The sequence below is a fragment of the Microbulbifer sp. ARAS458-1 genome, from assembly GCF_045348205.1.
Taxonomy (GTDB): Bacteria; Pseudomonadota; Gammaproteobacteria; order Pseudomonadales; family Cellvibrionaceae; genus Microbulbifer.
This window is the reverse complement of sequence record NZ_CP155838.1, coordinates 947,085-972,221: the sequence shown is the minus strand read 5'-3', so window position 1 is coordinate 972,221 and position 25,137 is coordinate 947,085. Positions and strand designations below refer to the sequence as shown.

Genomic DNA, 25,137 nt, shown 5'->3' with positions numbered 1-25,137 from the left:
TACTTTTCTCTTAATCTCTTGCCCACTTTGACGGGCTGGGTGCAACTTTTTCAGGATCCAGCGCGTCTATTGATTGCCAGTGGTATCCCACTGGCAATCACCGGAAAGACATCGCAAACGCTGACAGGGATTCCACATGTTGATGGGTAAGCGCACACTCGCCGCCATTGCACTGATTGTATTCGCGCTCTTTATGGCCGCCTGCAACAAACAGGCCTGCTACAAGGATAACAACAAGCGCAAACCGCCGATTCCGTTCGCCAGTGTGGTCAGCGAATTCGCACCGGTCGCGGGGCTCGCCGGCGCCTATACCACTCTTTACTGAGCGCGCTCATCCAGCAGCGCCGCGATCTGACGATCATTGAGGCCAAACAGGTACAGCGCTGCATCCAGCCCAAAACCATCAATCGCCTGTGGCGCCTCTGCGCGCACCTTGGGCTTGGCGTGAAACGCAATCCCCAGCGCACCCAGTGCCAGCATCGGCAGATCGTTGGCACCATCTCCCACCGCAATCACCTGATCCAGGGACAGATCCAGCTCTTTCGCAATCTCCTGCAGCAGCAGCGCCTTGCGCGCTCCATCCACGATCGGGTCTATCACACCACCAGTCAGTGCACCGCCCTCAAATTCGAGTTGGTTCGCGTGGACAAAATCCACTGCCAGGTGGTTGTCGCGCAGGTAGTGGGCAAAGTAGGTAAACCCCCCGGACAGGATTGCGCTTTTACAACCGAGGGCGCGCAGGGCAAGCAGCAGGCGCTGAGCACCGGGCATAATTGGAATGCGCGGGGCAATTTCCGCGAGACTGGCCTCGGTAAACCCTTTCAACAATCCCATACGCTTGCGAAAACTCTGCTGGAAATCCAGTTCACCGCGCATGGCGGAGAGGGTAATCTCCGCCACCTGGTCGCCAACGCCGGCGATCTTGGCAAGCTCGTCAATAACTTCCGCCTGAATCAGGGTGGAGTCCATATCGAAGCAGGCCAGTTTCGGGGCGCGCTGGGTTTCCCCGGCCTGCAGCACCAGCTCCAGCCCCAGTGACTGTCCGAGATCCAGCAGCGCGAGGCGTGCCGCGGCAAAGGCGATATCACCTTGCAGCTGAATCCGTACCACCTTGCAATCCTCCCGGGCAGCGAGAATATCCAGGGCCACCGGCCGCCACTCGTCCGCATTTACAAACGCCGCCAGCTTTTCCAGCTGCCCCGGATCGATATCTGTCGACAGCACGGTCAGGCACCAGGGTGCGACCACCGCCGCGGGAGTTTCCGGGAGCACTGGCGCAACCGGCAATGCAAACGCCTGCCCACAGTGACGGGCAAGATCGGTATAGAGAGAAGCGGGGGAGTTGGCGTCCATGACTGACTCTTGTTGACGGCAAATTGACCGGTCCGGCAGTAAAACCTGCGCGAAACCCGGCGGAAATGGCCGCGCATTATAGCCCGGCGCGTTTTTTCGCTGAAGAAGTGGGATAAAATCAGCTGCTGTACTGCCAGCAAATGCATAACAAGATGAAAAACCTTCTCGCCCGCCTGTCTGGACTCTCCGCCAGCCTGCCCCAGTGGCTCGCAGGCCTGAGCCGTAATCAACAACGTCATTTGCTTGCCGCCACCATCTGGCTAACACTCGCGGGCTTCTGTGTTGCCACCCTTGGCCATGTCTACAGCCAGCAGTTATCCACAGCGCAGAGTCGCGACCGCGCCAGCGCCGCGGCCGCCGCCCGGCTGCTCGCCAGCCAGAGCCTGCAGCAGATCGTTGCCGGTGACCGGATCAGTCTGCAACTATTGGCACAGCAGACCCTGGAATTGCCCGCGATCTATGGCGTGACCATTCAGGACGTGGACTCCAGCCCCCTGGCACAGACCGGTGTGCGCGACCGCGGTGAGATGATTACCGAACCGGTTGTCCTCCACGACAGCTTCGCTGGCAGTGTGGCACTGAATATCCAGCCCGGTTCCGAGGTCCACTACCCGTGGGCCAGCCTGTTACTGTGCCTGATTTTCGCACTGCCGTTCAGCGCCGCCTGCGCGCTGGCCATTACACAAATGCTTTCTGCTACCCCCCAGCAACGCAAGCCACTACTGGTCCCCAAGGCACAACCCAAACCGCCCCCCGAAGTCACCGCCGGCCTCTACCTGCGCCCGCTGAACTGGGCCCAGCTCGGCAACCAGCTATCCCGCAGCGCGCTGGACAATCTGCAAAATGAACTGGAGCAACGCCTGCAGCTGCTCACCCGCATTTACGACGCCCGCCCGCTGCCCAGTGCCGGCCCATTCGTGGGTCTCGGCTTCGCCGGTGAAGACGCCGCCTTTCGCGCAGTATGCGCAGGCCTGCTCCTGCGTGGCCTGCAACAGTCCAGCCGCGCCACCGGCCTGCAGCTGGCGCTGTCCGTATTGCCGGCAAAACCGGAGCAGTTCGATTTCAACGGCGAGCAACTCCTAAGCCAGTCCCGTGGCCTGACCCTGCATCCGCAATTGCTGGATGACGAGTCCCTGGAAAATCGTATCCAGTGCCACACCACCAGCTGGGGTGCCGAGGTGACCGGGCTGAATCCGAAATTGCAGCAGTTGCTGGATAATCAGTTGCAGCAATTGGTTACTGCCTAAAAAATCTCAGCCCAGCCCTCCGCAAACTTTTCTAATTTTGTGCGTTATGGCTGATGAGAAGGGGCTGCGAGCGGGGACAGCTTAGTGAGACCTTCCGCGAGAGGGACCTCACGGAAGAGCCCCCAGGGATGGGTTCACGGCGTGTCTCACTAAGCTGTCCCCGCTCGCAGCTCCGCCACCCAACTAGAAAAAGCATTCTATCCACACCCCCCGTCATAACTTTTTAGTTGTTGATATTCATCGCAACGGGTCGTGATTGCTCCTGCGTCACCCTTTAATAACTTTCACTTGGGTTTCGAACCAGTTTCGCCGGTTGTCAACAGACGTTTTTGACCGGTGGGTGGTTCGAAGGAAAGTAAGAAAGTTACCCGCCTGCGGGCGCGGAGGTTTTCATGAAGCGTTCACTCGGAGGACTCGCCGGGGCATTGGGGGCAGCGGCACTGCTGACGCTCACCGGTTGCACCAGCATGGAGGACATGACTGACACGACGACGGCGGTTAACCGAACCGGCGAAGGGCCCGGTTACTATTCGGTAAAAGGCCGCTACTACCACTGTCACCAAAATGGGAAGTGCCACAACGTGCGCAATCCCAGTTACTACCAGCGCGGCAGTGGCGACTATCGCCATGACCTGCCACACCACCGTGTCAACCAACCTCGCTGATCGCAACGTCCTCGTTGACCAGCCAATGAACCCGGTGCATCTAACTGCCCGCGTGAACGCGAACAGCCTCGCACCAGAAACCCGCATCGCGGAGGTCTCACATGAATCGTATAGTTAAAAAAGGCCTGCTGGCCTTAACGGTATTCGGCAGCCTGACCCTGGGCGCCTGTGTTTCAGATGGCTACTACAGCTCCAGCAGCACAGGTTATTCCACCTACCCGTACTCTCGCCCCTACGTATATCCATCGGGCAGTGTCTCCTTCTATTACTCTTCACCGCGCTATTACCGCTACGGTGCCTATCCCCGTTACTACCGCGGTGGCTACTATCGCTATCATGGTCGCCACTACTACAACCGTCCGGGCTATCGCCCCGGTAAGCCCGGCTACCGTCCGCCGCACCACGGTCACCGCCCCGGTAAACCCGGACACCGTCCGCCCCACGCGTCTCACCGTCCGGGTCGTCCCGGTGGTCGCCCGCACCATGGTGGCGGTCGCCATCGCCGCTAACAGGGTGTATTGAAACCCTCACGATGAGAGAAGCCGCCTGCGGGCGGCTTCTCGCGTTTCATACCTTGGTCATACAGACCGGTCTCTCCTCCCGCTGCTAGGATCGACCTAAATAAAAATGCATGCGGGAGTTTGCCGTGCAAAAGGATTCATCACACGCCGTCCTGATCACTGGTTCCACCAGTGGTATCGGTCTGGCCATGGCCCACTGTTTCGGGCGTGCCGGCTATCATGTGATGCTGCATGGCCTTGCAGACCGGGACAGCGCACAGGCGCTACTGGCAGAGTTCGCGCACTACAGTGGCAAAAGCGGCTTCAGCAGCGCCGATCTGTCGACCGAAGAAGGTTGCGCGCAGCTGGTGAGTGACACCCGCGAAGCCATCGGTAACCCCTCGGTACTAGTAAACAACGCCGGCATCCAGTTCACCGCCCCCGCCCACGATTTTCCCGCGGAAAAATGGCAACAGATTCTCGCCATCAATCTCAGTGCAGGCTTCTACCTGAGCCGCGATCTACTGCCAGCGATGCGCGCGGCCAACTGGGGCCGCATTATCAATATTGCCTCGGTGCACGGACTGGTGGCGTCCGAGCACAAGGCGGCCTACTGCGCTGCCAAGCATGGGCTGGTAGGCCTGACCAAGGTACTGGCGCTGGAGAATGCGGACTGCAACATCACCGCCAATGCGATCTGTCCGGGTTGGGTGGAAACACCGCTGATTCAGCCGCAGATCGAGGCGATCAGCCGCGAGCAGCAGGTGGACCTTGAGGCGGCACGGGCACAGCTGGTAGGTGCAAAGCAACCGATGGCGAAGGCGAGCAAGCCGGAGGCCATTGGCGAGCTGGCACTGTACCTGTGTGGCGATTTTGCCAGCACCATTACCGGTGCGTCCTTGCCGGTGGACGGTGGATGGACCGCACAGTAGTATCTTTTGCACCCGATCAATTTATCCTGCAGGGTGCTGCCGTGAATTATCAGTTGTTGATTGCCGACGATCATCCGCTTTACCGCGATGCATTGGCGACGACCCTTTCCAGTCATTTCCCCAATTCGGATCTACTACAGAGTGAGGATCTGGATTCGACCCTTGAGCGGCTCTCTCAATCTGAAGTCGATTTACTGTTACTGGATTTGAATATGCCGGGCAGTGAGGGCTTTTCGGGCCTTGCGCGTATTCGCAACTATTTTCCGGCGGTGCCGGTGGTTGTGGTTTCTGGCAGTGACAAACATTCGGTGATCCAGCAGGCGTCCAGCTTAGGGGCCAGCGGCTTTCTTTCCAAAACGGCGCGGCCGGATGAGATTCTGCAGTGTATCGAGACTGTGCTTGCTGGTGACCAGTGGTTTAGCGAAGAGGCATTACAGGCTGAGACGGAATCGGCGCTGGCGGAGAAGCTCGGCCAATTGACGCCACAACAGCTGAAAATTTTTCAGATGATTGCCCAGGGGATGCTGAACAAGCAGATCGCGTATGATCTGGATATTACCGAGCCCACTGTTAAAAGCCACGTTACTGCGATTTTACGTAAATTGGAGTTGCGAGATCGGAAGCAGTTGATTCGCGAGGCTCAGGCACTGATTCAGCTCTGAGTGTGGTTTTGTGCTCCGTAGCCTTTTTGTTCGGAGCTCTGATTTAGTTTCATGGCGGTGAAGCAGCGGGTATCTGTTTTCAAAACCGCTGTGAACCCATCCCTGGGCGCTGCGGCGCAAACATCCTGTTTGCGACGCTTTTGAAAACAGATCCCCGCTACTCCCCCTTAACCCAAACTTATCAACTTCGTAAGCCGACGCGGTAACGGAGTGATTGTGGTCAAAGCGAAGGCAGAGTGCCGGGGGCGGGTTTTCAGGAGCGTCGGCGACAGGGACGTCGCCGACGCAGCGTACATGGACGTATTCACAGCGGTCCTGAAAACCCGCCCCCGGTGCTCTGCCGCCACTACAGGCAAACAGAACTCCGAACCAATGCCACAGGACTAGACCCCCTGAAGATACTCAGCAACATGCCGATAAACCCGATCACAAGCCTCGGGAACCAAATTCTCGATATTCAAAAACGCATGTATCATATCGTCAAAGTGCAGATGCTCGGCATTGGCACCACCGGCTCGCACTTTCTTCACGTATTCCACACCTTCATCTCGAAGCGCACAGAACTCCGCGGTGATCACCATAGTTGCAGGCATGTTTTTGGTAAACTCGCCATGCAACGGAGACACCTGGTAGGGATTTTCACCACCTTGTAGATAATTTTCGAAGTACCAGAGAATTTTTTCTTTCTCCAGTAAATAGCCACGGCCGTTTTCTTCAATAGACGGCGCCTGCATGGTGTAGTCGAGACTGGGGTAAATCAAAACCTGTGCATCGATGGTGTGTCGCTGGTGCTGCAAAATTCGCGTGGCGGTAGCGACCAAGGCACCGCCGCCGGAATCGCCCATCAGAATCCAGCGCCCATTGTGGGCAATGTTTTTGCGATCCAGAGTTTCGCCGAGGTTGCGCACCACACTGATCAGGTCATTGAGTGCTGCCGGGTAGGGATTTTCCGGAGCCAGACGGTACTCCACGGAAACTACAGTGCGCTTGCACGCGTCGGCAACACGGCGGCAGATTGGATCGTAAACCGAGACGCTGCCGGCCATATGGCCACCGCCGTGGCAGTAAATAATGGATGCACCTTCGGTCGCATCCTCCGGCTGATAAATACGAACAGGCACGGAATATTCCCCACCCTTTACCACCGTATCCGCCACTGCCATTTCCGGGCCTGGCTCGACAAAATTGCGAGTCAGGTTGGCGAGGCTTTCACGGGCGTTTACCGGAGTCGCTTCAAAACCCGCGGCCTTCAACTGCGCAACCTGGGCGTTTACCGCAACCAGCCACTCGGCCAGTTTGGGTTCAAGCTGTCGCATTGTCCGCCTCCAGGTTTTCCATTTCGGGTTTCTTGCCACTTTCCGGTAGCAGGAAAGAGAACACAAACAGAGAGGCGGAGCAGGCCACCGCGAAGTAGGCGGCGGTTGCCGGTTCGCCGGTGATATCCGCAAGCAGACCGGCACCGTACATCAGCACGGTTTCCACACCGTAGGAGATGGACCAGAACATGGCGAAGGTAACGGTGATTTTTGCCGGGGTCATTCCCGGTAACTCCTGCGGCAAAGTCACGAGTGCGGTCATTGGCAGGAACATGCAGAAGCCGGCAAGGGCCGCAGCGGTGTAGGCGATGATGGGGTCACGGCTGGTGACCATCAGGGCCGCGAAAATGACCAGGGCGAGACCGCCAAAACGCAGTACCGGCAGGCGCAGCGGGAAACGCTTGGTGACGATAATACCGGCCACGGTGCCCACCATGCCGGCGGCGATCATGACCGCAGACAGGTGGTGGCTCGCCACCGCGAAGCCGTCGATCAGCGGGAAGAGTGCGAATACCGCGATGTAGCAGAAAAGAACACCGCAGTAGGCCAGAGGCAGCCACCAGTTAAAGCCTTCCTTCGCGCCCTGCTTGAAGCCGTATTCTTCCGCGGGCTTGTCGCCACCGCCAGATAGCGAGAAGTTCTCCGCGGTCAGCCACCACAGCACGCCCAGTGCCAGCAGCATCACACCGTACAGCACCACCACGGATTGCCAGCTACCCAGCCAGCTCAGCAGGGTAGTGGTGGTCAGCAGGGCCAGTAGGTTGCCGGTATTGAAAGCGGCAGCGTTGATGCCGTTGATCAGCGGGCGCTCTTCGGCGGCGAAATAGTGCAGAACCACCGGTGCGAAATACACGATGGCCAGGGCGCCGCCGAGACCAAGGGCCAGGCGCGACATCAACCAGCCGCCGTAGCTACCCGCCAGCGCACCGAAACCGCCGGCGGCAATCAGGATGATGGCGATGGCAAAGGCGCGCTTGGCACCGAGGCGCATCAGCAGTGCTGCAGCCGCCAGGTTACCGACGATCTTGGCAATGGTGATGACGTTGCTGCCCCAGGTGGCATTGGCGAACCCTTCCTCACCGAAGGACGACTGGATCGCCGGGGTGAGAATGGCCCCCGAGACCCAGCTTGCGGCGAACAGCGCGTAGGCGCTGAACATGAGTATTTCCAACAGATATTTCTTCATTTGTTCTTCACCGCTTTGTTCGCCTGAAGGGCAGGCGAAAAACTATTTTCGTTATTCAATGACAGAGTGCTTGCCCCTCACCCCCACCGCTATACGACCTTGGTCGCAGGCTCCGCTGGTTCCCGCACGCGGGTTTTCTGCCGTTGCTGCAGTAGCGCACGCAGGGCCGCCGGACGCAGGGGTTTTTGCAGGAACTGCCAGCCGGCGTTCTGCGCGCGGGTCTTCACGGTGTTGGTGTTTTCCGCAGAGATGATCACGCAAGGCACTTTATGAACACCCTCGCCACCCCAGCGCGACAGTAGCTTGGCGGCGAGATCGATGCCGTTGTCACCGTCATCCAGGTGGAAGTCCATCAGCAGCAGGTCCGGCTCCTCCGCGGCAAGCGCCTCGGTGCGATTGCGCGCGCAGTGCACGGTGCAGCCCCAGCCGCCGAGCAGAGCACTCATTGCTTCCAGAATCGACGGCTCGTTATCCACACACAGCACAGTCAGATCCAGTCTGGCGCCGCGGCCCGGTACGGTCGCTGTGACCGGGCGCGCATCCGCGCGGGCGGTGGCGCGTGGCAGGCGCACACGGAACACACTGCCGCGCCCGGGGACCGACGACAGACTGATCGGACTGTTGAGCAGTCGGCACAGACGTTCCACCGTGGCGAGACCGAGCCCGTAGCCGTGCTGGCGCGCGGTGTTGTCCGGGTCCTGGGAAGTCAGCCGGCAGAATTCGCGGAAGATCGCCTGCTGTTGTTCGCGGGCGATACCTTCACCGGTATCCCACACCTCCAGGGAAACATCCGCACCGCGCTTGCGCGCCGCTACAAATACCCCGCCGCGGGCAGTGTATTTAACTGCATTGTCCAGCAGGTTCTGCACTACCCGGCGCAGCATCTTCTCGTCACTGTGCACCCACAGGTGACAGCGGCGATAGCGCAGGCGGATACCGCGGCTGCCGGCGGCAACCCGCGCCTGGGCCACCGCATCGTCGAGAATGCTGTCGAGGGAAACCGGCGCGAAGCTGGGGCGGATGTCCCCCGCGTCCATACGCGCGATCTGCAGCATGTCGGTAATCAGTTGCTCGGCGGAGGCCAGCGCGCGGTCGGCGCGGGTAAGCAGCTGCCGGCTGTTGTCTTCCAGCGGGTGCGCGGCGAGGGCGTCGATAAACAGTCGGCTGGCGTTCAGGGGCTGCACCAGATCGTGACTGGCAGCCGCGAGGAAGCGGGTCTTGCCGGCACTGGCCGCCTGCAACTCCCGGTTCAGCTCCTGCAGTTCGTCGTTGACCGTCTCCAGTTCCGCGGTGCGGTGCACCACCTTCTGTTCGAGGGAATTGCGGATCTCGGTGAGCTCGCCGAGGGCGCGCTGGTAGTCGGAAACGTCGGTATAGGTCGTCACAAAACCGCCGCCGGGCAGCGGGTTACCGCGAATTTCCAGTACCGTGCCGTCGGTGCGGTTGCGCTGCACCCGGTAGGCAGTGCCATTGCGCAGGTGCTCTACCCGCTTCTGCACATGCTCTTCCACATCACCGGGGCCGCACTCACCGCGGCTCGCGTTGTACCGCACCAGCTCCGCCACCGGACGCCCCACGTAAATCATTTCCGCGGGATAGTGGAACAGCTCCAGATAGCGACGATTCCACGCCACCAGATTGAGGTTGGCATCCACCACTGAAATGCCCTGATCGATATTGTCGATGCTGCTCTGCAGCAGGCCGCGGCCGAACTGGTAAATATCCGATGCCTGCTCCAGCTCGTCGGCGGCGCTCTCCGGCTCCCCCAGCTGGCGTACCAGGCGCTGAGCACTGGTACTGCCGACGATCCCGGCAAGGATTTTTTCCACCGCCTCACGGTAGCCGAGAGAAGTGTCCGCAGCGCTTCGGGCAGCAGCTCCACCTTCGCCACTCTGCCCCAGGGATGACAGCGCGCGCGCCGCGGCATCCTCACCCACAAAACGCGCAAGCAACTGACGCAAGCGCGCCTTGTCCACCGGAGCGGTCTGCACCGCAGCGCCACCGGGCAGCCAACGCGCCTGGAGCAGGGAAACCCCGACCAGGGTGAGGCCATTGAGACCCAGCCCGAACACACAGCTGGTGGTTAGCGCATGCCATTCCAGTCCCAGCGCCAGGGCGATCAGATCTGTCTGCCCCAGAGCCGCCGGCAGCGCAGACAGCGCCCACACAAAAGCACCGACCAGCAATCCCACAATCACCCCCGCCGCCCGCAGCTGCGGCCAGCGGGAGGGCCAGGACACCGCAGCAGTCATCGCCGGTGCCAGCTGTGCCGCCAGCGCCAGAGACAGTAATCCGAAGGTTCCGAGGCTCACACCGGAGCCGATCAGCTCGCTCACGCCAAATGCGGCCAACATAAGCAGCCCGATAATGGCACGTCGCACCCGGCGCAGGTCACTGCCCAGGGCCACGCCGGCCGGGCGCTGCTGCAGGCGCTTCAGCCACAGAGGCACCACCATGGTGTTCGCAATCATGGTGGACAGGGCAATGGTGGCGATGATGACCATGCTGGAGCCAGCGGAGAGCCCGCCAATAAACGCCAGTAGTGCGAGCCAGGGTGCACCGCTCTCCAGCGGAATACCCAGCACGAAGCGCTCGGCATTGGTGTAGGTATCCGGCAACCACAGCAAGCCGCCGTAACCCACTACCAGCACCGCGACAGATACCAGCGCCAGATATACCGGGATCAATTTGCGCACCGGCCCGATATCCCGCTCGCCGTCGCTCTCAATCATCAGGATATGGAACTGCCGCGGCAGACAGAAGATGGCCGCCATCCCCAGCACCACCACCGCAAAATACCCCGTATCTGCAGGTCGGGACTCGGCAATGGCCGCGACCCGCTCACTGCCCAATGCGCTGCGCGCCAGGTCGGCAGTACCATCAAACGCGGAGTAGAGGACGAACCACGCCACCGCCACCAGCGCACCGATCTTCACCAGTGCCTCGAATGCCACCGCCAGCAGCATGCCATTGCGGTGCACCGAGCTGTCGATATGGCGGGTGCCGAACAGCAGGGCAAACAGACCCAGGGTGATGCCCACCACCGCGGTGACCACCGAGGCACTGGTTTCGGTTGAGCCCTCGCCCGCCTGCGCCAGCAGCAGAAAACTGTCCGCCACCGCGCGCAACTGCAGGGACAGGTAGGGAACAATGGCCACTACTGCCAGTAGCGCTACCGCAGCCGCCAGCCACTGGGAACCGCCGTACTGGGCGCTGATAAAGTCGGCAATGGAGGTGGAACCCTGCTGTTTGGACAGGCGCACAAAGCGCATCAACAGGGGGGCGCCAAAGACCAGCATCAGGCAGGCACCGACAAAGGTGGGCGGCAGCAGCCAACCCTCGCTGACGGCCTGGGCGGGAACACCAAAGAACATCCAGGCGCTGGTATAGGTACCGGCGAGCGCAAGCAGCAGGGGCTTCACCGGGCGGATACGCCCGACCGGCAGCCGATCCCCCCAGAAGGCGATGGCAAACAGCAGCAACAGGTAACTCAGGCCCACGGCGGCCAGTAGGGTAAGGCTGAACAATTGGCGCCTCATTCATTATTTTGTTTATTATGGACAGAGTAACTGATAGTGCGTTTTTTGTCCTGCTCCACGGGTATAACCATCGTCATACCTTGGTCTAGCAGGCAACCCCAGCCGCAGCCGATACAGTGCAGATCCGAAACTTAGAAAATAACCATAAACCGGTGATCGGAGAGAGCCATGCGCAATCCAATAAAATTCAACCCTCTGGCCGCAGGCATCATGCTCGCCTGCGGTGCATCCCTCGCCCACGCAGACCCCCAGCTGGAAGAAGTGACCGTGACCGCGCAAAAGCGCGAGCAGTCCATGCAGGAAGTACCGGTGGCGGTAACCGCAATCAATTCTGACCAGCTGATGCAGAACGGTGTGAGCGACCTGACCGATATTCAGAAACTATCCCCCAATACCACCCTCCAGGCCAGCCGCGGCACCAACTCCACCCTGACCGCGTTTATTCGCGGCATCGGTCAGCAGGATCCGCTGTGGGGCTTCGAGCCGGGGGTCGGCATCTATATTGACGACGTGTATGTGGCGCGCCCACAGGGTGCCGTGCTGGATATTCTCGATGTTGAGCGGGTGGAAGTGCTGCGCGGGCCTCAGGGTACTCTTTACGGCAAGAACACCATTGGTGGTGCGGTAAAATATGTCACCAAGAAAATGACCGGCGACACCGAGCTGAAAATTGGTGGCGGCCTGGGCTCGTACAACCAGCGTGACCTCAAAGTCGCCGGCTCCACAGCCATCTCCGATACGGTCAATATCGGCGGCGCCATCGCCAGCTTTCAGCGCGACGGTTACGGCGAAAACGTGGTAACCGGAAAGGACCAGTACAACAAGGACATTATTAGTGGCCGTATTGCTGTGGAGTGGAACCCCTCCGAGGCGGTATGGGTACGCTTAGCCGGTGACAAGACCGTAGACGAATCCGCATCCAAACACGGTCATCGTTTCGCTCCGGGTCTCGGAGGCGAACCCGTTCTGGACAGTATCTACGACACCGAATCAAATATGACGTCGGAGAATCTGGTGGAAACCAGCGGTGTTTCCCTGATTGCCGAATGGGAGATGTCCGACAGCGTCACCGTAAAATCGATCACCGCCTATCGCCAGGGGGAAACGGAAACCGCGATTGATTTTGACAGCACTAGTCGTCCCGACTTTGACGTTCCAGCGTACTACGAGGACGATCAAACCACTCAGGAATTCCAGCTGATCTGGCAGGGTGACAATGCCGACCTGGTGAGCGGTCTTTACTATTACACCGGTACTGCTGCGGGTGCTTTTGACGCGGTGCTGGGTTATATCAACCTCACTCAACAAGTTGCCGGCTCTGTTGATACCACCAGTCTGTCTGCCTACGCCCATTACAACTGGCAATTTGCGGAAGCCTGGAACCTGAGTGTCGGCGGGCGCTACACCAAAGACGAGAAAGATGCTGAAGTCTTCAAGGCAAACTTTGCTGGCCTCTACAGCCCACTGTTTGCCGACAAGTACAACCCGGGACAACCGGCAGCGGTATTCCTCGGGGCACTGACGGACTACCAGAACAGTGACAGCTGGGGACAGTTCACCCCACACCTCGGCGTCGACTTCCAGGTAAATGATGACGTTTTGCTGTACGCCAAATACAGCGCGGGCTTCAAGTCCGGCGGCTTTGATATGCGCGGCGATGCCAGCACTCTGCCTTCCACGGTGGACGGGTTTGACCCGGAAACCGTAGACACCTACGAGTTCGGAGTGAAGTCTGATCTGTTCAATAACCGCTTGCGCCTGAACGCAGCCGCATTCCGCGCCGACTATGACGACATGCAGGTCACTATCCAACAGCTCAATCCCGGTGGCGGTTTCTCCAGTGCGGTATTGAATGCCGGCCAGGCGCGTATTCAGGGTCTGGAGCTTGAAGCCACTCTGGCAATGACGGATAACCTGCTGGCGAATTTCTCTCTGGGCCTCGCCGACACCGAATTCGTCGAATTTATCTCCGGCGGTGTCGATGTGTCCGACGAGCGGGATATGCAGAATACCCCGGACACCACCGCCATGTTCCAGTTGAATTATTCGGTACCCATGGGCAATGGTGGGGAGCTGGTATTCCTGCCTACGATTTCCTATCGCGCAGACACCCAGATCTTCGAAACTCCCAGCATTCTCGATCAGGAGGCCTACACGCTGGTTGACATGACTGCCACCTACTACAGTGCTGCTGGCAACTGGAATCTGGGCTTGGCAGGTAAAAACCTGACGGACGAAGAGTACCGGGTTGGTGGCTACGGGTTTGGCGGTGCCTTTGACACTGGCTTCTACGGCGCACCCCGCACTATCGCACTCACAGGTAGCTACAACTTCTAAATAGCGTCGCTGTCCTCTTCATAGATATGTGCATTGCATGATTCATGCTTAGTCATCACACGTTCCACTTGGGGGCCCTCGGGGCCCCCTTTTTTATTGGTCATAGGGCCAACTTTGCGCTCCGACGGTCGCGCATTTTTCCTTGACGGCGCAGGAATTATTAAATTGGCGGCAAAATTCACACTTTGGCGGAAACCTCTTCTAATCTGAAAGTGAGGGCGGTAGTGAAGCCGCTTTTGAACCAGCCATCGAGGTATCCGCGTGCAGAAATTGAGTAGTATTCTGCTGACGGCGGTCATAGCGACAGGAGTTGTTGCCGGTTGTACTACAACCGCGCCCACGGAAAACCATACAAATCGCGCTTTCAGTAGCGCTGTTCCCCCACATATGGACCCAGCCCATTTTTCCGTGCGGTCCTCAGACAGAAGGCCGCGCACCAGCAGCCGCGAGGCACCGCGCTCGCTTAACGTCAACGGCACCCGCTTCCGCTGCTTCGAGCAAGAGCTCGATTCCAAAGTGGTGGTGCGCTGCGTGCGTCAGTCGTGACACCCGTTTGATCTCCCCGCGGGCCCTGGCGCCCGCGTTCTCCTCACACCGTGACCATTTCCGCCACAAGCTGTCGCCAAAATCCACTCGCGTGAGCAACGGGTGACTAAGCTTGGTCTATCTACACGGACGTGGGAAGGAGACGCACGAATGAAAAAACTGCTACCGGTATGGCTCTTTGGGCTCGCCCTGGTGGTTGCGGGGTGTATGAATATGGGCGGCAAAGACTCAGGCCCCACCCAGACCCCCGGCAGCGTCAGCAGCGTCTGTGGCGACAAGTGGGAAATGCGCCTGCTGCGCATCAATGGCCAGGCCGTCCCCGTCGACCAGCCGCAGGAATTCACCTTTCTATGCAACAGTGGTGGCGAGGCCATGGGCAAGAGCGGTATCAATACCTACCGCGGCGCCATGCAGATCACGGCCAATGGCCAGATCCTGTGGGATACCGGCAGCTTTGCCTCCACAAAAATGGCCGGCCCTCCACAGCTGATGGAACAGGAAACCCAGTACCTGAGTGCTCTGGCGAGTACCACTCAGGCATTCGTGAAAAGTGGCGGTGGCCGCCTGATTCTGCGCGATGCCTCCGGCGACCGGTATATCGAGTACATCAAGGCAGGCAATTGAAGACCGGTAATTTGCCCGCCTGAGTCACAGATCTCCCCCGCGCTTTGCGGTTTAATACCGCAAACGGCCACCGGAAAGACCCGATGTACTTCTCGCACCGCTCGCTATCCACGCCCATCCATGGTGCTCCTCGCACACTTGGCGCGCTGCTCGCCGGGCTTATTCTGAGCTCGGCACTCAGTTCCGGCTGCTCATCCACACCTCAACCGCTTTCCGCCAGCCAACCCATGCCACCCGGCGATATTTGTAACTATCAATGGATACTGCATGGGATCAGCGTGGACGGCCGCGAACAGAAATCCCGCCTGTTCTGGCAGAAAATGGTCCGCGACCGCCCCTACCTCACCTGCGACAAGCTGGGCTTCGTGCGCGGCAGCGCCGGTTCCAACCCCTATCTCGGCAAATTTGACCTCGCCGACAATGGCGCCATCGAATGGGTCAAGGCGCCGAAAATTTCCCGCATGGTGGGCCGCAAGGACAGCAGCGAACTGGAAAAGGACTTTCTGAAGGCGCTGCCGCGTATCAACCGCGCCAGCGTTGAGGGCGACATACTGACGTTGCAGGGCGGCGAAGGTACTCGAATAGAATTCAAACAGACCGGTGAATTGCCGGGCCCTTCCCACTGATCATACCCATCCCATACCAGTGAATAGCTGGGAATCCGATGAAAGTAATCCAATGAAAAAAGGCGGCCATAGGGCCGCCTGAAGAACCATTCAAGAAGGGGCTCGGCTCACAACTGCGAGCTCGAGTCCTATCCTCCAAGTGGAGGTACTTCCAAACTCGGAAGCAAAAATCACCAATAAATATTGGTGCGATGCAAAGAGAGAAGAACAACGAAAACAAGTCAGTTGCGCGATGAAACAACCGGACAAGCAAAATTTCGTTGTGGGAGTACTGTAGTTGTCTAACGTGACAAACTGATTACGAAACAGGAAGTTTTCCCATTGCCCGGTAACTTTTTAACAGCGCCACGGAGGCCAGGAGGGAGAGGACATCACGGGCGGGAGCGACGCTGGTGCTGCTCCAGGTTCTGCTGGCGTTTACGCTCGCTTTTCCGCAACAGGATATAGGTTGCTCCCAGGCCGCCGTGCTGCTTCTGCGCACTGTGAAATGCGAGTACTTGGTCCAACTGCGGCAGCCACGCATTTACGCAACTCTTCAGCATTGCCGGGGTCTTGCGCCCCTCGCCTTTACCATGGGTAACCAGGGCACAGCGCACATCGGCTTCCACGCAATCCCGCACAAACTGATACAGCGCGCTGCGCGCCATTTCCACGGTGTGGTTGTGTAAATCGAGGCGGGCATCGACGGTGTACTTGCCCAGGCGCAGATTGCGGTAAACCCCGTTCTGTACGCCATCACGCTTGAATTCGATGGGATCGAAAGGCTCTACCGGCTCCACGTATTCGCCGCCAAGTGGGTTTAATTCGCGGTAGGTTTGCGCAGTGGCGGCCTCGCGGCGGGCACGCTGGTTGATGGGATCTTTGGTCGCTTTCTTGAGCGCCCGTTGGCGCTGCCCGGACGGCAGGGGTTTTACATCCCCCAGAGCACCCATGGCGCCGCGAAAGTCATCCAGTTCAGTCTTATCCACAGCTCCCCCCGGTTACCACAAGTGCCGAGCCCATCAAGGATCGAGAAACAGATCCACCGCCAGGTCACCGGCCTTGGCGGGATTGTGCGCATATTGGGTGAAATCTTCCACCCCCCGTTCATGTAGCAGGGTTTCGTCGACCAGTTGGGCGCCGTTGAGGCCCTGGTTTTCGGTGATGAGCACTTCATAGGCCGCATCGGCCATGACGATGGGTTTGCGGCTCTGCTCAAACATCTCCCGGTTACCCACCGCAAATTCGATCGCGGCGGTGGCCACCAGGGTCCGCGGCCACAGGGTCGCGACACTGATGTTGGTTTTGCGCAGCTCTTCCGCCAGTCCCATGCTGAGGATGGTCATACCGAATTTGGACAGGGCGTAAGGTGCAAAAGGTCCGAGCCAGCGGGGCTCGAGGTTGAGTGGTGGTGACAGACTGAGGATATGCCCGCGTTCCGACTGCTTGAGATAGGGGATGGCGAGGTGAGACGTCAGGTAAACCCCGCGGGCATTCACGTCCATCATCAGGTCGTAGCGCTTGGGTGGCGTGGCCTCGACGTTGGTCAGGTTAATGGCGCCGGCATTGTTGATGACCGCATCGATACCGCCGAAGGTGTCGGCGGTTTTCTTGAGGGCGTCTGCCACCTGGTCTTCTTCACGCACATCTACCTGCATGGGCAGGGCCTTGCCTCCGGCGGCTTCAATCTCTTCGGCCACGGAGTAGATGGTGCCGGGGAGTTTGGGGTGGGGTTCGGCAGATTTTGCGGCGATGGCGATATTGGCGCCGTCGGCGGCACATTTGAGCGCAATGGCACGGCCGATGCCGCGACTGGCGCCAGTGATGAAGATGGTTTTGCCCTTGAGGGCGCCGGTGTTCTTGGTGAGAGTGGTGAGGGTGATCGGGTCGGTCATGGGCGCTCCTCGGTCTCGGATGATTTTCAGCCTATAGATTACGGGGATCTTCGACCACCGCGGTGCAGTAGATATCCTTGAAGGCCTGCGGCATGCGCTTGGGTTTGCCGCTGGAGAGTTCGATACACACCATTTGCCAGGTGGCCCGCAGGATCAGGGCCTGGTCACTGGCGCGGTAGATCTGGAACTTGCGGGTCATGTTGATGCGGCCGTCGACCACGGTGAGCCAGGTGCCGATCAGCAGCTCGTCGCTCTCCTTCGCCGCCAGTATATAGTCGTATTCGGCCTGTCGAATGGCCATTCCCCGATCCATAGACTGGTAGTTGCTGACGTCGAGACCCAGTTCGACACTGTGCGACCAGGCGGCGCGCTCACACCAGCGCACGTATTCGGCGTTGTTGGCGTGGTGCAGGCCATCGACGTGTTCTGCATCGACGCGGACTTTGTAGGTATAGGGTTGGGGCAAGTCCCACTGCATATCTTTTCCAATTCATTGGCGGCGCTGCTGCCGGGTGCAACTGTGCGAGACACGAGCTAGGCGCCCCCCCTCAACCCATCCCTGGGGGCTCTGCAAAAACACCCTGTTTTTGAAGGTCTCACACAGTTGCACCCGGCAGCAGCGCCTTCGCATCAAAGTTCGCGTAACTTAACAAGCTCAGCATCCGTGAAACATTACGTCAGACACAAAAAAGGCTCCCTCAGTCGAAACCAAGGGAGCCTTTTTCAGAGTCACTGATGCTTAAGCGTCAGCCTTCTCACCACCTTGCTCAGCGGCTTGCTGTTGCGCCTGCTGCAGAGCGGCGGCGAACAGGGCGTCGAAGTTGATCGGCGGCAGCATCAGGGCTGGGAAGGAGCCCTTGGTGACGACGTTGTCGACGACTTCCCGTGCATACGGGAACAGGATGTTCGGGCAGGCGGTGTTCAGTGCTTGAGCCAGCTGCTGACCTTCCAGGCCTTTGATACCGAACAGGCCGGCTTGCTGTACTTCCACCAGAAAAGCGGTCTCGCCTTCGACCTTGACGGTGATGGTCAGGGTCAGGGCCACTTCGTACAGATCTTCATCAATCTTGGCAGTTTTGGTGTTCAGTTCCTGAGAGACTTCCGGTTTCCACTGCTTTTTGAAAACTTCGGCGCCCATCGGGGTCTCGAAGGACAGGTCTTTCAGGTAGATGCGCTGCATCGCGAATTGTACTTGTTGTTGATCTTCGCCGTTTACCGCAGCGCCGTTTTGTTCTTCAGCCATGTTACAAGCCTGTTCACTCAATAATGTTTGTAATTGCCTTCCCTGATAGAAGACTCCCTGTATGGGTACTTCTAATGGGGGCCTCGAAATGCCCTTTCAAGGCACATTTGGGAAAATTCTTCGACCGCGCGGGACCTTCTACGCCAGCAGGGTGTCCAGCTCGCCACTGCGCTCGATGGCCATCAGTTCATCACAGCCGCCCACGTGGTGATCGCCAATCCAGATCTGCGGCACGGTGTGGCGGCCGGCTTTGGCGGTCATTTCAGCGCGCAACGCCCGGTCACCGTCCACAGAAATCTCCGTGTAGGGGACATTTTTGTTGTCCAGGAGATACTTCGCACGGATGCAGAAGGGGCAGTAGCGGGTGGTGTAGATAACGACGTCTTTCACGACCGATAACCTCTTTGCGTCACTTGATTCCTGTACTTCCGGCACGGTAGCTGACGAGACAGCAAGCGCCGTTATCCCTTGCCTTTGACCAGTGGCAGTTTCTGGTTGGCCCACTCGGACATACCGCCTTCCAGGCGACGCACAGTGTAGCCGGCTTTCTTCAGCAGGCGACCCGCGGGTCCCGCGTGCTGACCCATTTTGTCCGCGAGGATGATGGTCTTCTCTTTATAAGGTGCCAGCTCACCCATGCGCCCTTCGATCTCGCCATGGGGAATGTGGATGGCGTCCACAATGTGCCCAGCGGTAAAGTCGGATCGGTCGCGCAGGTCGACGACCCGGGCACCGTCACTGTTGATCAGCCGGGTGGCCTCATGGACCGATGCGGGCTTGCCCGCTTTAATACGTTCAGTGATGGCCAATGTGTAGATCAATGCCACCAACAGACTCACCAGCAGCCACTGCTCGCTGATAAAGACGAAAAAATCCACTTCGCCCCCGAAATTTCACAAATTGTTGTTTTGATACGGCCAACCGCTGACTTGACGGTCGCCCCGCTTGCCCCGCCCAGAGTAACGCTCTCATAAGCTATGGCGTGAAGGCCGCGCAGTATACACGATGATGGCCACTTCTTAATCAGCCAATTGCCCAGTGATCTGGCGGCCCAATCAGGGCAATAGCTGGGCAAATACTGACCTCGAGGGTACAAACAGGTTAAAATCCGCCACCTGCGGTAGTGCACCCCCAAAGTTTTCGCGTTCTGGCAATGACGCCGGAGGATATTCCGGTAGGTCTCTCTGCATTCGAGTGGGCCAGTTACCGATTACGCAACCCGACACACCAGCTACTACGAACACCCAACACAGGAATTCCAATCCCATGGCATCCGAGTCTTCGCCCAAGCGCCCCCTGGTACTATTGATTCTGGACGGCTTCGGCCACAGTGAGCACAGCGAACACAACGCCATCGCCGCGGCCAAGAGCCCGGTGTGGGACCAGATCTGGGCCAGCCGCCCGAAAACCCTGATTCACACCTCCGGTATGGCGGTGGGCCTGCCTGAGGGGCAGATGGGCAACTCGGAAGTGGGACACATGACCCTCGGCGCCGGCCGCGTGGTGTACCAGAATTTCACCCGTATCAACAAGGCGATCGAGGACGGCGATTTCTTCAAGAACCCGGCTTACACCGCCGCCGTAGACAAGGCCATCGCCAGCGACGGCGCCGTGCACATTATGGGCCTGGCCTCCGAAGGCGGCGTGCACAGCCACGATGATCATATTGTGGCCATGGCCACTCTGGCCGCCCAGCGCGGCGCCAGGGCAGTGTACATCCACGCCTTCACCGACGGCCGTGACACCCCACCGCGCAGCGCGGAAACCCCGCTGGCACGCCTGACCCAGGTGTGCGATGCCCTGGGCACCGCGCGTATCGCCACCATTGCCGGCCGCTACTTCGCCATGGACCGCGACAACCGCTGGGAGCGCGTGCAGCCGGTCTACGACCTGATCACCCAGGGCAAAGCCGAGCATCGGGCCGACTCCGCCCTGGCCGGCCTGGAAGCGGCCTACGCCCGCGACGAGAACGACGAATTCGTCGCTCCCACCCTGATTGGCGAACCGGCACCACTCAACGATGGCGACGCCCTGATTTTTATGAACTTCCGCCCGGACCGCGCGCGCCAGCTGACCCGCGCCTTTACCGAAGCGGACTTCGACGGCTTCGAGCGCACCGCCACACCGAAACTGGCGGACTTCGTAATGACCACCGAATACGCCAGCACCATCGACGCCGCCTGCGCCTTCCCGCCGGAGGCGATGGCGAATTCCTTCGGTGAGTACCTGCAGAACCAGAACAAAACCCAGCTGCGTATCGCCGAAACGGAAAAATACGCACATGTGACCTTCTTCTTTAGCGGAGGCCGCGAAGAGCCCTACAATGGCGAGGAGCGTATTCTGGTCAAATCCCCGGATGTGGCGACCTACGATCTGCAACCGGAGATGAGCGCACCGGAAGTGACCGATAAGCTGGTCGCGGCCATTGAAAGCGGCAAGTTCGATGCGATCATCTGCAACTACGCCAATGGTGATATGGTGGGTCACACCGGTGTATTCGAAGCTGCGGTTAAAGCGGTAGAAGCGCTGGACGGCTGCGTGGATCGCGTCACCAAGGCGGCACTGGCCGCCGGGGGCGAGGTGCTGATCACCGCCGACCACGGCAATGTGGAAGAAATGTTCGATGCCGGTTCCGGCCAGGTAAGTACGCAGCATTCCACCCTGCCGGTACCTTTTGTGTATGTCGGCGAACGCAATGTCACCATGCGCGATGGCGGCAGCCTGGCGGACGTGGCCCCCACCATGCTGGCACTGATGGGTCTGCCGCAGCCACAGGAAATGAACGGCGAACCGCTGATCAAAATCAACTGATTGCAATGCGCCCGCTTTGCGGGCGCGAGCCTAAAGCGAGATTAAGCTGACACGATGAAGCCCTTGAGCAAAACGTTTTACGGGATGGTCCTCACCGCACTGATGTCGCTGGCACCCGCCTGTCTCGCGCAGACAGGCGATGAGCAGCAACAGGCGCGACTGGCGGAGATCAAGCAGCGTATCGAGACTCTGCAGCAGGAGCTGAATCAGGTCAAAGGCGAGCGCGACCAGCTGCTGAAGGACCTGGAATCCAACGAGAAAGACATCTCCGAGCTGCTGCAGCGGATCGACAAGATCAAATCGGACATGCAGTCCCGTGGCGAAAAGCTGCAGGAGCTCAAACGGGAAGAGCAGCAGTTACAGGAATCCCGGCGAAGTATGCAGCGGCGGGTCGAGCAGGAAGTCGCCGCCGCTTACCGACTCGGACGCCAGGAGCAGATCAAGCTGCTCCTCAACCAGCAAGACCCTCAACACATCGCTCGCCAACTCCGCTACCACGACTACTTCCTCAAACAGCGCAGCCGCGTTATCGAAGACTACGTATCCACCCTTGATCAGCTCGCCACCGTCAGTACAGGTATTGAACGGGAACAGGATACCCTCGCCCGCGAACGCGACCAGCTGGAAGAAAAGCGCCGCGCCCTGGTCAGCGCTCAGAAGAACCGCCAGCGCACCCTAGACAAACTGGCCAGCCAGCTCGCCAGTAAAAGCGGTGAACTGGACCAGCTCAACAGCGACCGCAGTCGCCTGCAACGGCTGGTGGATGAAGTGGGACGCGCCATTGCCAGTCTGATCAACCCCAGTGATGATACGCCTTTTGCCAAACAGCGCGGGCGCATGCAGTGGCCAACCAGTGGCCGCCGTGCCAACGCCTTTGGTCAACGCCGCGCCAACGGCATCACCTGGACTGGCGTCACCCTGCGCGCTAGTGAAGGCGCCCCGGTGAAAGCCATTCACCGCGGGCGTGTGGTTTTTTCCGATTACCTGCGCGGCCAGGGCATGCTGATCATCCTCGATCACGGCGACGGCTATATGAGCCTCTACGGCCACAACCAGTCTCTCACCCGCGCCATCGGCGAATGGGTGGAACGCGGTGACACCATTGCCAAAGTGGGGAATACCGGCGGCATGAGCCAGCCCGGGCTCTATTTTGAAATCCGCCGCAACGGCAAACCGCAGGACCCCACCGCCTGGTGCCGGGGCTAACTTCACCGGTACATTTCCCACCCCCGCGAGAGGCGCCCTCCCTAACATATTTCTGCTTGCGGTTTTACCGTCCGCTCCCCACACCAGTTCTAATCTCCGCCAACTTCAGAGCTCTGCATCTGCGCCGGGTCTACAATTTCTGTTGGAAAGTAACGATAAATGCCAAGGACGTGCAGATTATGTTCACCCCCAAAATGCTCGCTCGCCTGATTGGCGTCGCAGCACTCACCGCTCTGCCGCTGATGGGACTCAGCCAGGCCGGTCAACTGGATACCAGCGATGATCGCGTTTCGCTGGAAGCCGAATCCCGCCTGCCACTGGAGGACCTGCGCAGTTTCGCCAAGGTTTTCGAACAGATCCGTCGGGGCTACGTCGAAGAAGTCGACGACAGCACCCTGCTGGAGTTTGCCATCAAGGGCATGTTGCAAGGGCTGGATCCGCACTCCTCTTACCTGGACAGTCGCTCCTTCACCGACCTGCAGGCGAACACCACTGGTGAATTTGCCGGCCTGGGCATCGAAGTCGGTATCGAAGACGATTACATCACTATCATCACCCCCATGGATGACACCCCCGCCGAACGCGCGGGATTGCGCGCCGGTGATGTCATCCTGCGCATGTCCGGAAAATCCATGCGCGGCGTCAGCCTGGATGATGCGGTGGAAAAAATGCGCGGCCCAGTAGGCTCACCGGTGACGCTGACCATCGGACGCAAGGGACACAAGGAACCGTTCGATGTGACGCTTAAGCGCGACAAGGTGCGGGTCTACAGCGTGCGCGGCGAAATGCTCGAAGACGGTTACGGCTATCTGCGGATCAGCCAGTTCCAGCTGGACACTGGCGGTGACCTGGTACGGGCAATGAACAAGCTCAAGAAACAGGGCGAGCTCAAGGGCCTAGTGATCGACCTGCGCAATAATCCCGGCGGTGTGTTGCAGTCGTCCGTAGAAGTTGTCGATGCCTTCCTGGAGGATGGCCTGGTGGTGTACACCGAAGGCCGCAATGAATCCTCCAATCTGCGCTATTCCGCCAGCCCCGGTGATCTCAGTAAAGGCGCGCCGCTGGTAGTACTGATCAATGACGGCTCCGCATCTGCGGCAGAAATCGTCGCCGGCGCACTGCAGGACCACCGTCGCGCCGTGGTGATGGGTACCGACAGCTTCGGCAAGGGTTCGGTCCAGACCGTTATCCCGATCAACGACGATCGCGCGATCAAGTTGACCACCGCACTGTATTTCACTCCCAAAGGCCGCTCCATTCAGGCCCAGGGCATCAAGCCGGACATTACTGTAGAGCGGGTGCAGGTGACCCGCATGGACGGCCGGGCACGCACTACTGAGGCAGACCTGGCCGGCCACCTGGGCAACGGGAATGGCGGCAAGGAAAGCGGTTCGGAAGATCGCAAGCGTGCAAAAGCCGATCAGGACGATTGGTACAGCCGGGATAATCAGGTTTTTGAAGCACTCAATGTGCTCAAAGGACTCAACCTGTATGTCCGTCGTGTACCCGGCGAAAGCGGCGAAAAACGCACTGCCGAAGCAGAAGAGCGCAAAGACAAGGTCGCCCGTGTGCGCCCGGAAGACCTCTGACCCGCCCTGCGTATTTCAAGGCACCGAAAAATATAACAACCGGCGCCCCTGACCTTCGAGCGAGCTGACCGATAGCTAGACTTGAAACAGGGCCGTCGGTTTTCTTTTATCGGTGTCCGCAAATCTCAGATATGTGAACAGTTCAACGTGGTATAGCAGTAGCGAGGGTGTCCATGCAGCAGTATCGTCGTGGAGAAGAGGGATCGAATATTCCCCCTCGGTCAGATCGTTTTTACAAGCTGGGGGACGATTGGTATTTCAATGCCCGCGGCGGCAAGACCTTCGGTCCTTACTCGTGTAAAGCGGAAGCCAAAAAGGCTGCGACACAGTTTCTGAGCCCTGCTCAGAACTACGCCGGAAATGTACGACCATTCGGCAGCCTGCGTGCACGTCGCTGGCACAGTGCAAACCGGTTCTAAAAAAAATGCCAGGGAGGGAACCTGGCATTTGAGAATTTCGAAGGTACTAAATAGTTACTACTGGAGACAGCCTGATAAGCCCGGATTCAGCAAATCCTTTTGCCGAACAACTCACTCCAACTCCATTGAAGCGCCGGGGCAGGTAGTGCTACCGTCAATGCAAAGAAGCAAATCAAGCTGCTTATTAAGTAAAGCGCACCCCAGCGCACGCCCTGATACTATTCGCTACCCGGGCAGATACTAATCGCATGAATTTCCGGCCACCATTCCCGGCATGCAATCGCGCCGGGAAGTCCCGGGGGCACAGGCCAACACCCACTCAGCGGGCTTCACCACGCAAACTCCGCTGCCCATGCCAGTCCATTGGTATTTCGCCGTTTCTGGAGCCAGCGTCGGCTCGTGGCCCCGAGACCCATCGATTCAATCGAAAAAGGCATTTTTGCGCCAATACTATCTGCGATA

At 59.1% G+C, this 25,137-nt stretch carries 23 protein-coding genes; 13 read left to right on the top strand and 10 right to left on the bottom strand.

All coding sequences use genetic code 11. The annotated features are described in order from the left end of the window. Positions 1–136 precede the first annotated feature (136 nt). Positions 137–325 (top strand): hypothetical protein, encoded by a 189-nt coding sequence (locus AAFH99_RS04020; RefSeq protein ID WP_043320088.1) that lies wholly within the window; start codon positions 137–139, stop codon positions 323–325. On the opposite strand, the gene serB is transcribed toward AAFH99_RS04020, so the two are convergent. Continuing rightward, the gene (gene serB, locus AAFH99_RS04015; RefSeq protein ID WP_043320087.1) at positions 319–1,353 is read right to left on the bottom strand and encodes a phosphoserine phosphatase SerB; all 1,035 of its coding nucleotides are present in this window, start codon (positions 1,351–1,353) and stop codon (positions 319–321) included. The genes AAFH99_RS04020 and serB overlap by 7 nt on opposite strands. 152 nt (positions 1,354–1,505) lie before the next feature. Here serB and AAFH99_RS04010 point away from each other — a divergent pair, with 152 nt between their 5' ends. The 5 genes from AAFH99_RS04010 to AAFH99_RS03990 all read left to right on the top strand — a co-directional run bounded on the left by AAFH99_RS04010 (position 1,506) and on the right by AAFH99_RS03990 (position 5,359). Next, positions 1,506–2,600: a hypothetical protein gene (locus AAFH99_RS04010; RefSeq protein ID WP_406828726.1), complete on the top strand. Its 1,095-nt coding sequence runs from the start codon at positions 1,506–1,508 to the stop codon at positions 2,598–2,600. Positions 2,601–2,992: 392 nt separating this feature from the next. After that, complete coding sequence (locus AAFH99_RS04005) at positions 2,993–3,265, top strand: hypothetical protein (protein WP_043320085.1); 273 nt, start codon at positions 2,993–2,995, stop codon at positions 3,263–3,265. Positions 3,266–3,366: 101 nt separating this feature from the next. After that, positions 3,367–3,774 carry a hypothetical protein gene (locus tag AAFH99_RS04000; RefSeq protein WP_051687295.1) on the top strand — a complete coding sequence of 136 codons (408 nt, stop codon included), beginning with the start codon at positions 3,367–3,369 and terminating at the stop codon, positions 3,772–3,774. Positions 3,775–3,911: 137 nt separating this feature from the next. Then, positions 3,912–4,697 (top strand): 3-hydroxybutyrate dehydrogenase, encoded by a 786-nt coding sequence (locus tag AAFH99_RS03995; RefSeq protein ID WP_043320603.1) that lies wholly within the window; start codon positions 3,912–3,914, stop codon positions 4,695–4,697. After that, the gene (locus AAFH99_RS03990; RefSeq protein ID WP_406828725.1) at positions 4,682–5,359 is read left to right on the top strand and encodes a response regulator; all 678 of its coding nucleotides are present in this window, start codon (positions 4,682–4,684) and stop codon (positions 5,357–5,359) included. The genes AAFH99_RS03995 and AAFH99_RS03990 overlap by 16 nt, the downstream gene beginning before the upstream one ends. A 383-nt stretch (positions 5,360–5,742) precedes the next feature. Here AAFH99_RS03990 and AAFH99_RS03985 read toward each other — a convergent pair whose 3' ends face one another. The 3 genes from AAFH99_RS03985 to AAFH99_RS03975 all read right to left on the bottom strand — a co-directional run bounded on the left by AAFH99_RS03985 (position 5,743) and on the right by AAFH99_RS03975 (position 11,388). Then, entirely contained in the window at positions 5,743–6,675 is a 933-nt protein-coding gene (locus AAFH99_RS03985; protein WP_406828724.1) for an alpha/beta hydrolase, read from the bottom strand. Further along, on the bottom strand, positions 6,662–7,861 hold the full coding sequence (locus AAFH99_RS03980) for an MFS transporter (protein WP_406828723.1): 1,200 nt from the start codon (positions 7,859–7,861) through the stop codon (positions 6,662–6,664). Before AAFH99_RS03980 ends, AAFH99_RS03985 begins: the two co-directional genes overlap by 14 nt. A gap of 89 nt (positions 7,862–7,950) precedes the next feature. After that, complete coding sequence (locus AAFH99_RS03975) at positions 7,951–11,388, bottom strand: PAS-domain containing protein (protein ID WP_406828722.1); 3,438 nt, start codon at positions 11,386–11,388, stop codon at positions 7,951–7,953. Between the two features lie 180 nt (positions 11,389–11,568). Between AAFH99_RS03975 and AAFH99_RS03970 the strand changes: the two genes are divergently transcribed. The 3 genes from AAFH99_RS03970 (at position 11,569) to AAFH99_RS03960 (ending at position 15,533) form a co-directional block, all read left to right on the top strand. After that, positions 11,569–13,737 (top strand): TonB-dependent receptor, encoded by a 2,169-nt coding sequence (locus AAFH99_RS03970; RefSeq protein ID WP_406828721.1) that lies wholly within the window; start codon positions 11,569–11,571, stop codon positions 13,735–13,737. A gap of 696 nt (positions 13,738–14,433) precedes the next feature. After that, positions 14,434–14,907 carry an META domain-containing protein gene (locus tag AAFH99_RS03965; protein ID WP_043320080.1) on the top strand — a complete coding sequence of 158 codons (474 nt, stop codon included), beginning with the start codon at positions 14,434–14,436 and terminating at the stop codon, positions 14,905–14,907. A gap of 83 nt (positions 14,908–14,990) precedes the next feature. Further along, positions 14,991–15,533 carry an META domain-containing protein gene (locus AAFH99_RS03960; protein ID WP_081848146.1) on the top strand — a complete coding sequence of 181 codons (543 nt, stop codon included), beginning with the start codon at positions 14,991–14,993 and terminating at the stop codon, positions 15,531–15,533. A gap of 371 nt (positions 15,534–15,904) precedes the next feature. Here AAFH99_RS03960 and smrA read toward each other — a convergent pair whose 3' ends face one another. The 6 genes from smrA to AAFH99_RS03930 form a co-directional block, all read right to left on the bottom strand. Then, positions 15,905–16,501 carry a DNA endonuclease SmrA gene (smrA, locus tag AAFH99_RS03955; protein WP_255343227.1) on the bottom strand — a complete coding sequence of 199 codons (597 nt, stop codon included), beginning with the start codon at positions 16,499–16,501 and terminating at the stop codon, positions 15,905–15,907. 33 nt (positions 16,502–16,534) lie between these two features. Continuing rightward, positions 16,535–17,407 carry an SDR family oxidoreductase gene (locus AAFH99_RS03950; RefSeq protein ID WP_406828720.1) on the bottom strand — a complete coding sequence of 291 codons (873 nt, stop codon included), beginning with the start codon at positions 17,405–17,407 and terminating at the stop codon, positions 16,535–16,537. A 31-nt stretch (positions 17,408–17,438) separates the two neighbouring features. Then, the gene (locus AAFH99_RS03945) at positions 17,439–17,885 is read right to left on the bottom strand and encodes an acyl-CoA thioesterase (protein ID WP_406828719.1); all 447 of its coding nucleotides are present in this window, start codon (positions 17,883–17,885) and stop codon (positions 17,439–17,441) included. A 261-nt stretch (positions 17,886–18,146) separates the two neighbouring features. Continuing rightward, complete coding sequence (gene secB, locus AAFH99_RS03940; RefSeq protein ID WP_043320077.1) at positions 18,147–18,650, bottom strand: protein-export chaperone SecB; 504 nt, start codon at positions 18,648–18,650, stop codon at positions 18,147–18,149. Between the two features lie 138 nt (positions 18,651–18,788). Next, positions 18,789–19,040: a glutaredoxin 3 gene (gene grxC, locus AAFH99_RS03935; protein ID WP_406828718.1), complete on the bottom strand. Its 252-nt coding sequence runs from the start codon at positions 19,038–19,040 to the stop codon at positions 18,789–18,791. Between the two features lie 71 nt (positions 19,041–19,111). Further along, positions 19,112–19,528, bottom strand: coding sequence for a rhodanese-like domain-containing protein (locus AAFH99_RS03930; RefSeq protein ID WP_043320075.1), 417 nt, complete (start codon positions 19,526–19,528; stop codon positions 19,112–19,114). 388 nt (positions 19,529–19,916) lie between these two features. Here AAFH99_RS03930 and gpmI point away from each other — a divergent pair, with 388 nt between their 5' ends. The 4 genes from gpmI (at position 19,917) to AAFH99_RS03910 (ending at position 24,675) form a co-directional block, all read left to right on the top strand. Beyond that, complete coding sequence (gpmI, locus tag AAFH99_RS03925) at positions 19,917–21,461, top strand: 2,3-bisphosphoglycerate-independent phosphoglycerate mutase (protein ID WP_406828717.1); 1,545 nt, start codon at positions 19,917–19,919, stop codon at positions 21,459–21,461. Positions 21,462–21,524: 63 nt separating this feature from the next. Then, the gene (locus tag AAFH99_RS03920) at positions 21,525–22,667 is read left to right on the top strand and encodes a murein hydrolase activator EnvC (RefSeq protein WP_231491960.1); all 1,143 of its coding nucleotides are present in this window, start codon (positions 21,525–21,527) and stop codon (positions 22,665–22,667) included. Between the two features lie 179 nt (positions 22,668–22,846). Beyond that, a complete protein-coding gene (locus AAFH99_RS03915; protein ID WP_406828716.1) occupies positions 22,847–24,256 on the top strand; it encodes a S41 family peptidase in 1,410 nt (469 codons plus the stop codon). Between the two features lie 173 nt (positions 24,257–24,429). After that, positions 24,430–24,675, top strand: coding sequence for a DUF6316 family protein (locus AAFH99_RS03910; RefSeq protein WP_043320071.1), 246 nt, complete (start codon positions 24,430–24,432; stop codon positions 24,673–24,675). Positions 24,676–25,137: the final 462 nt, after the last annotated feature.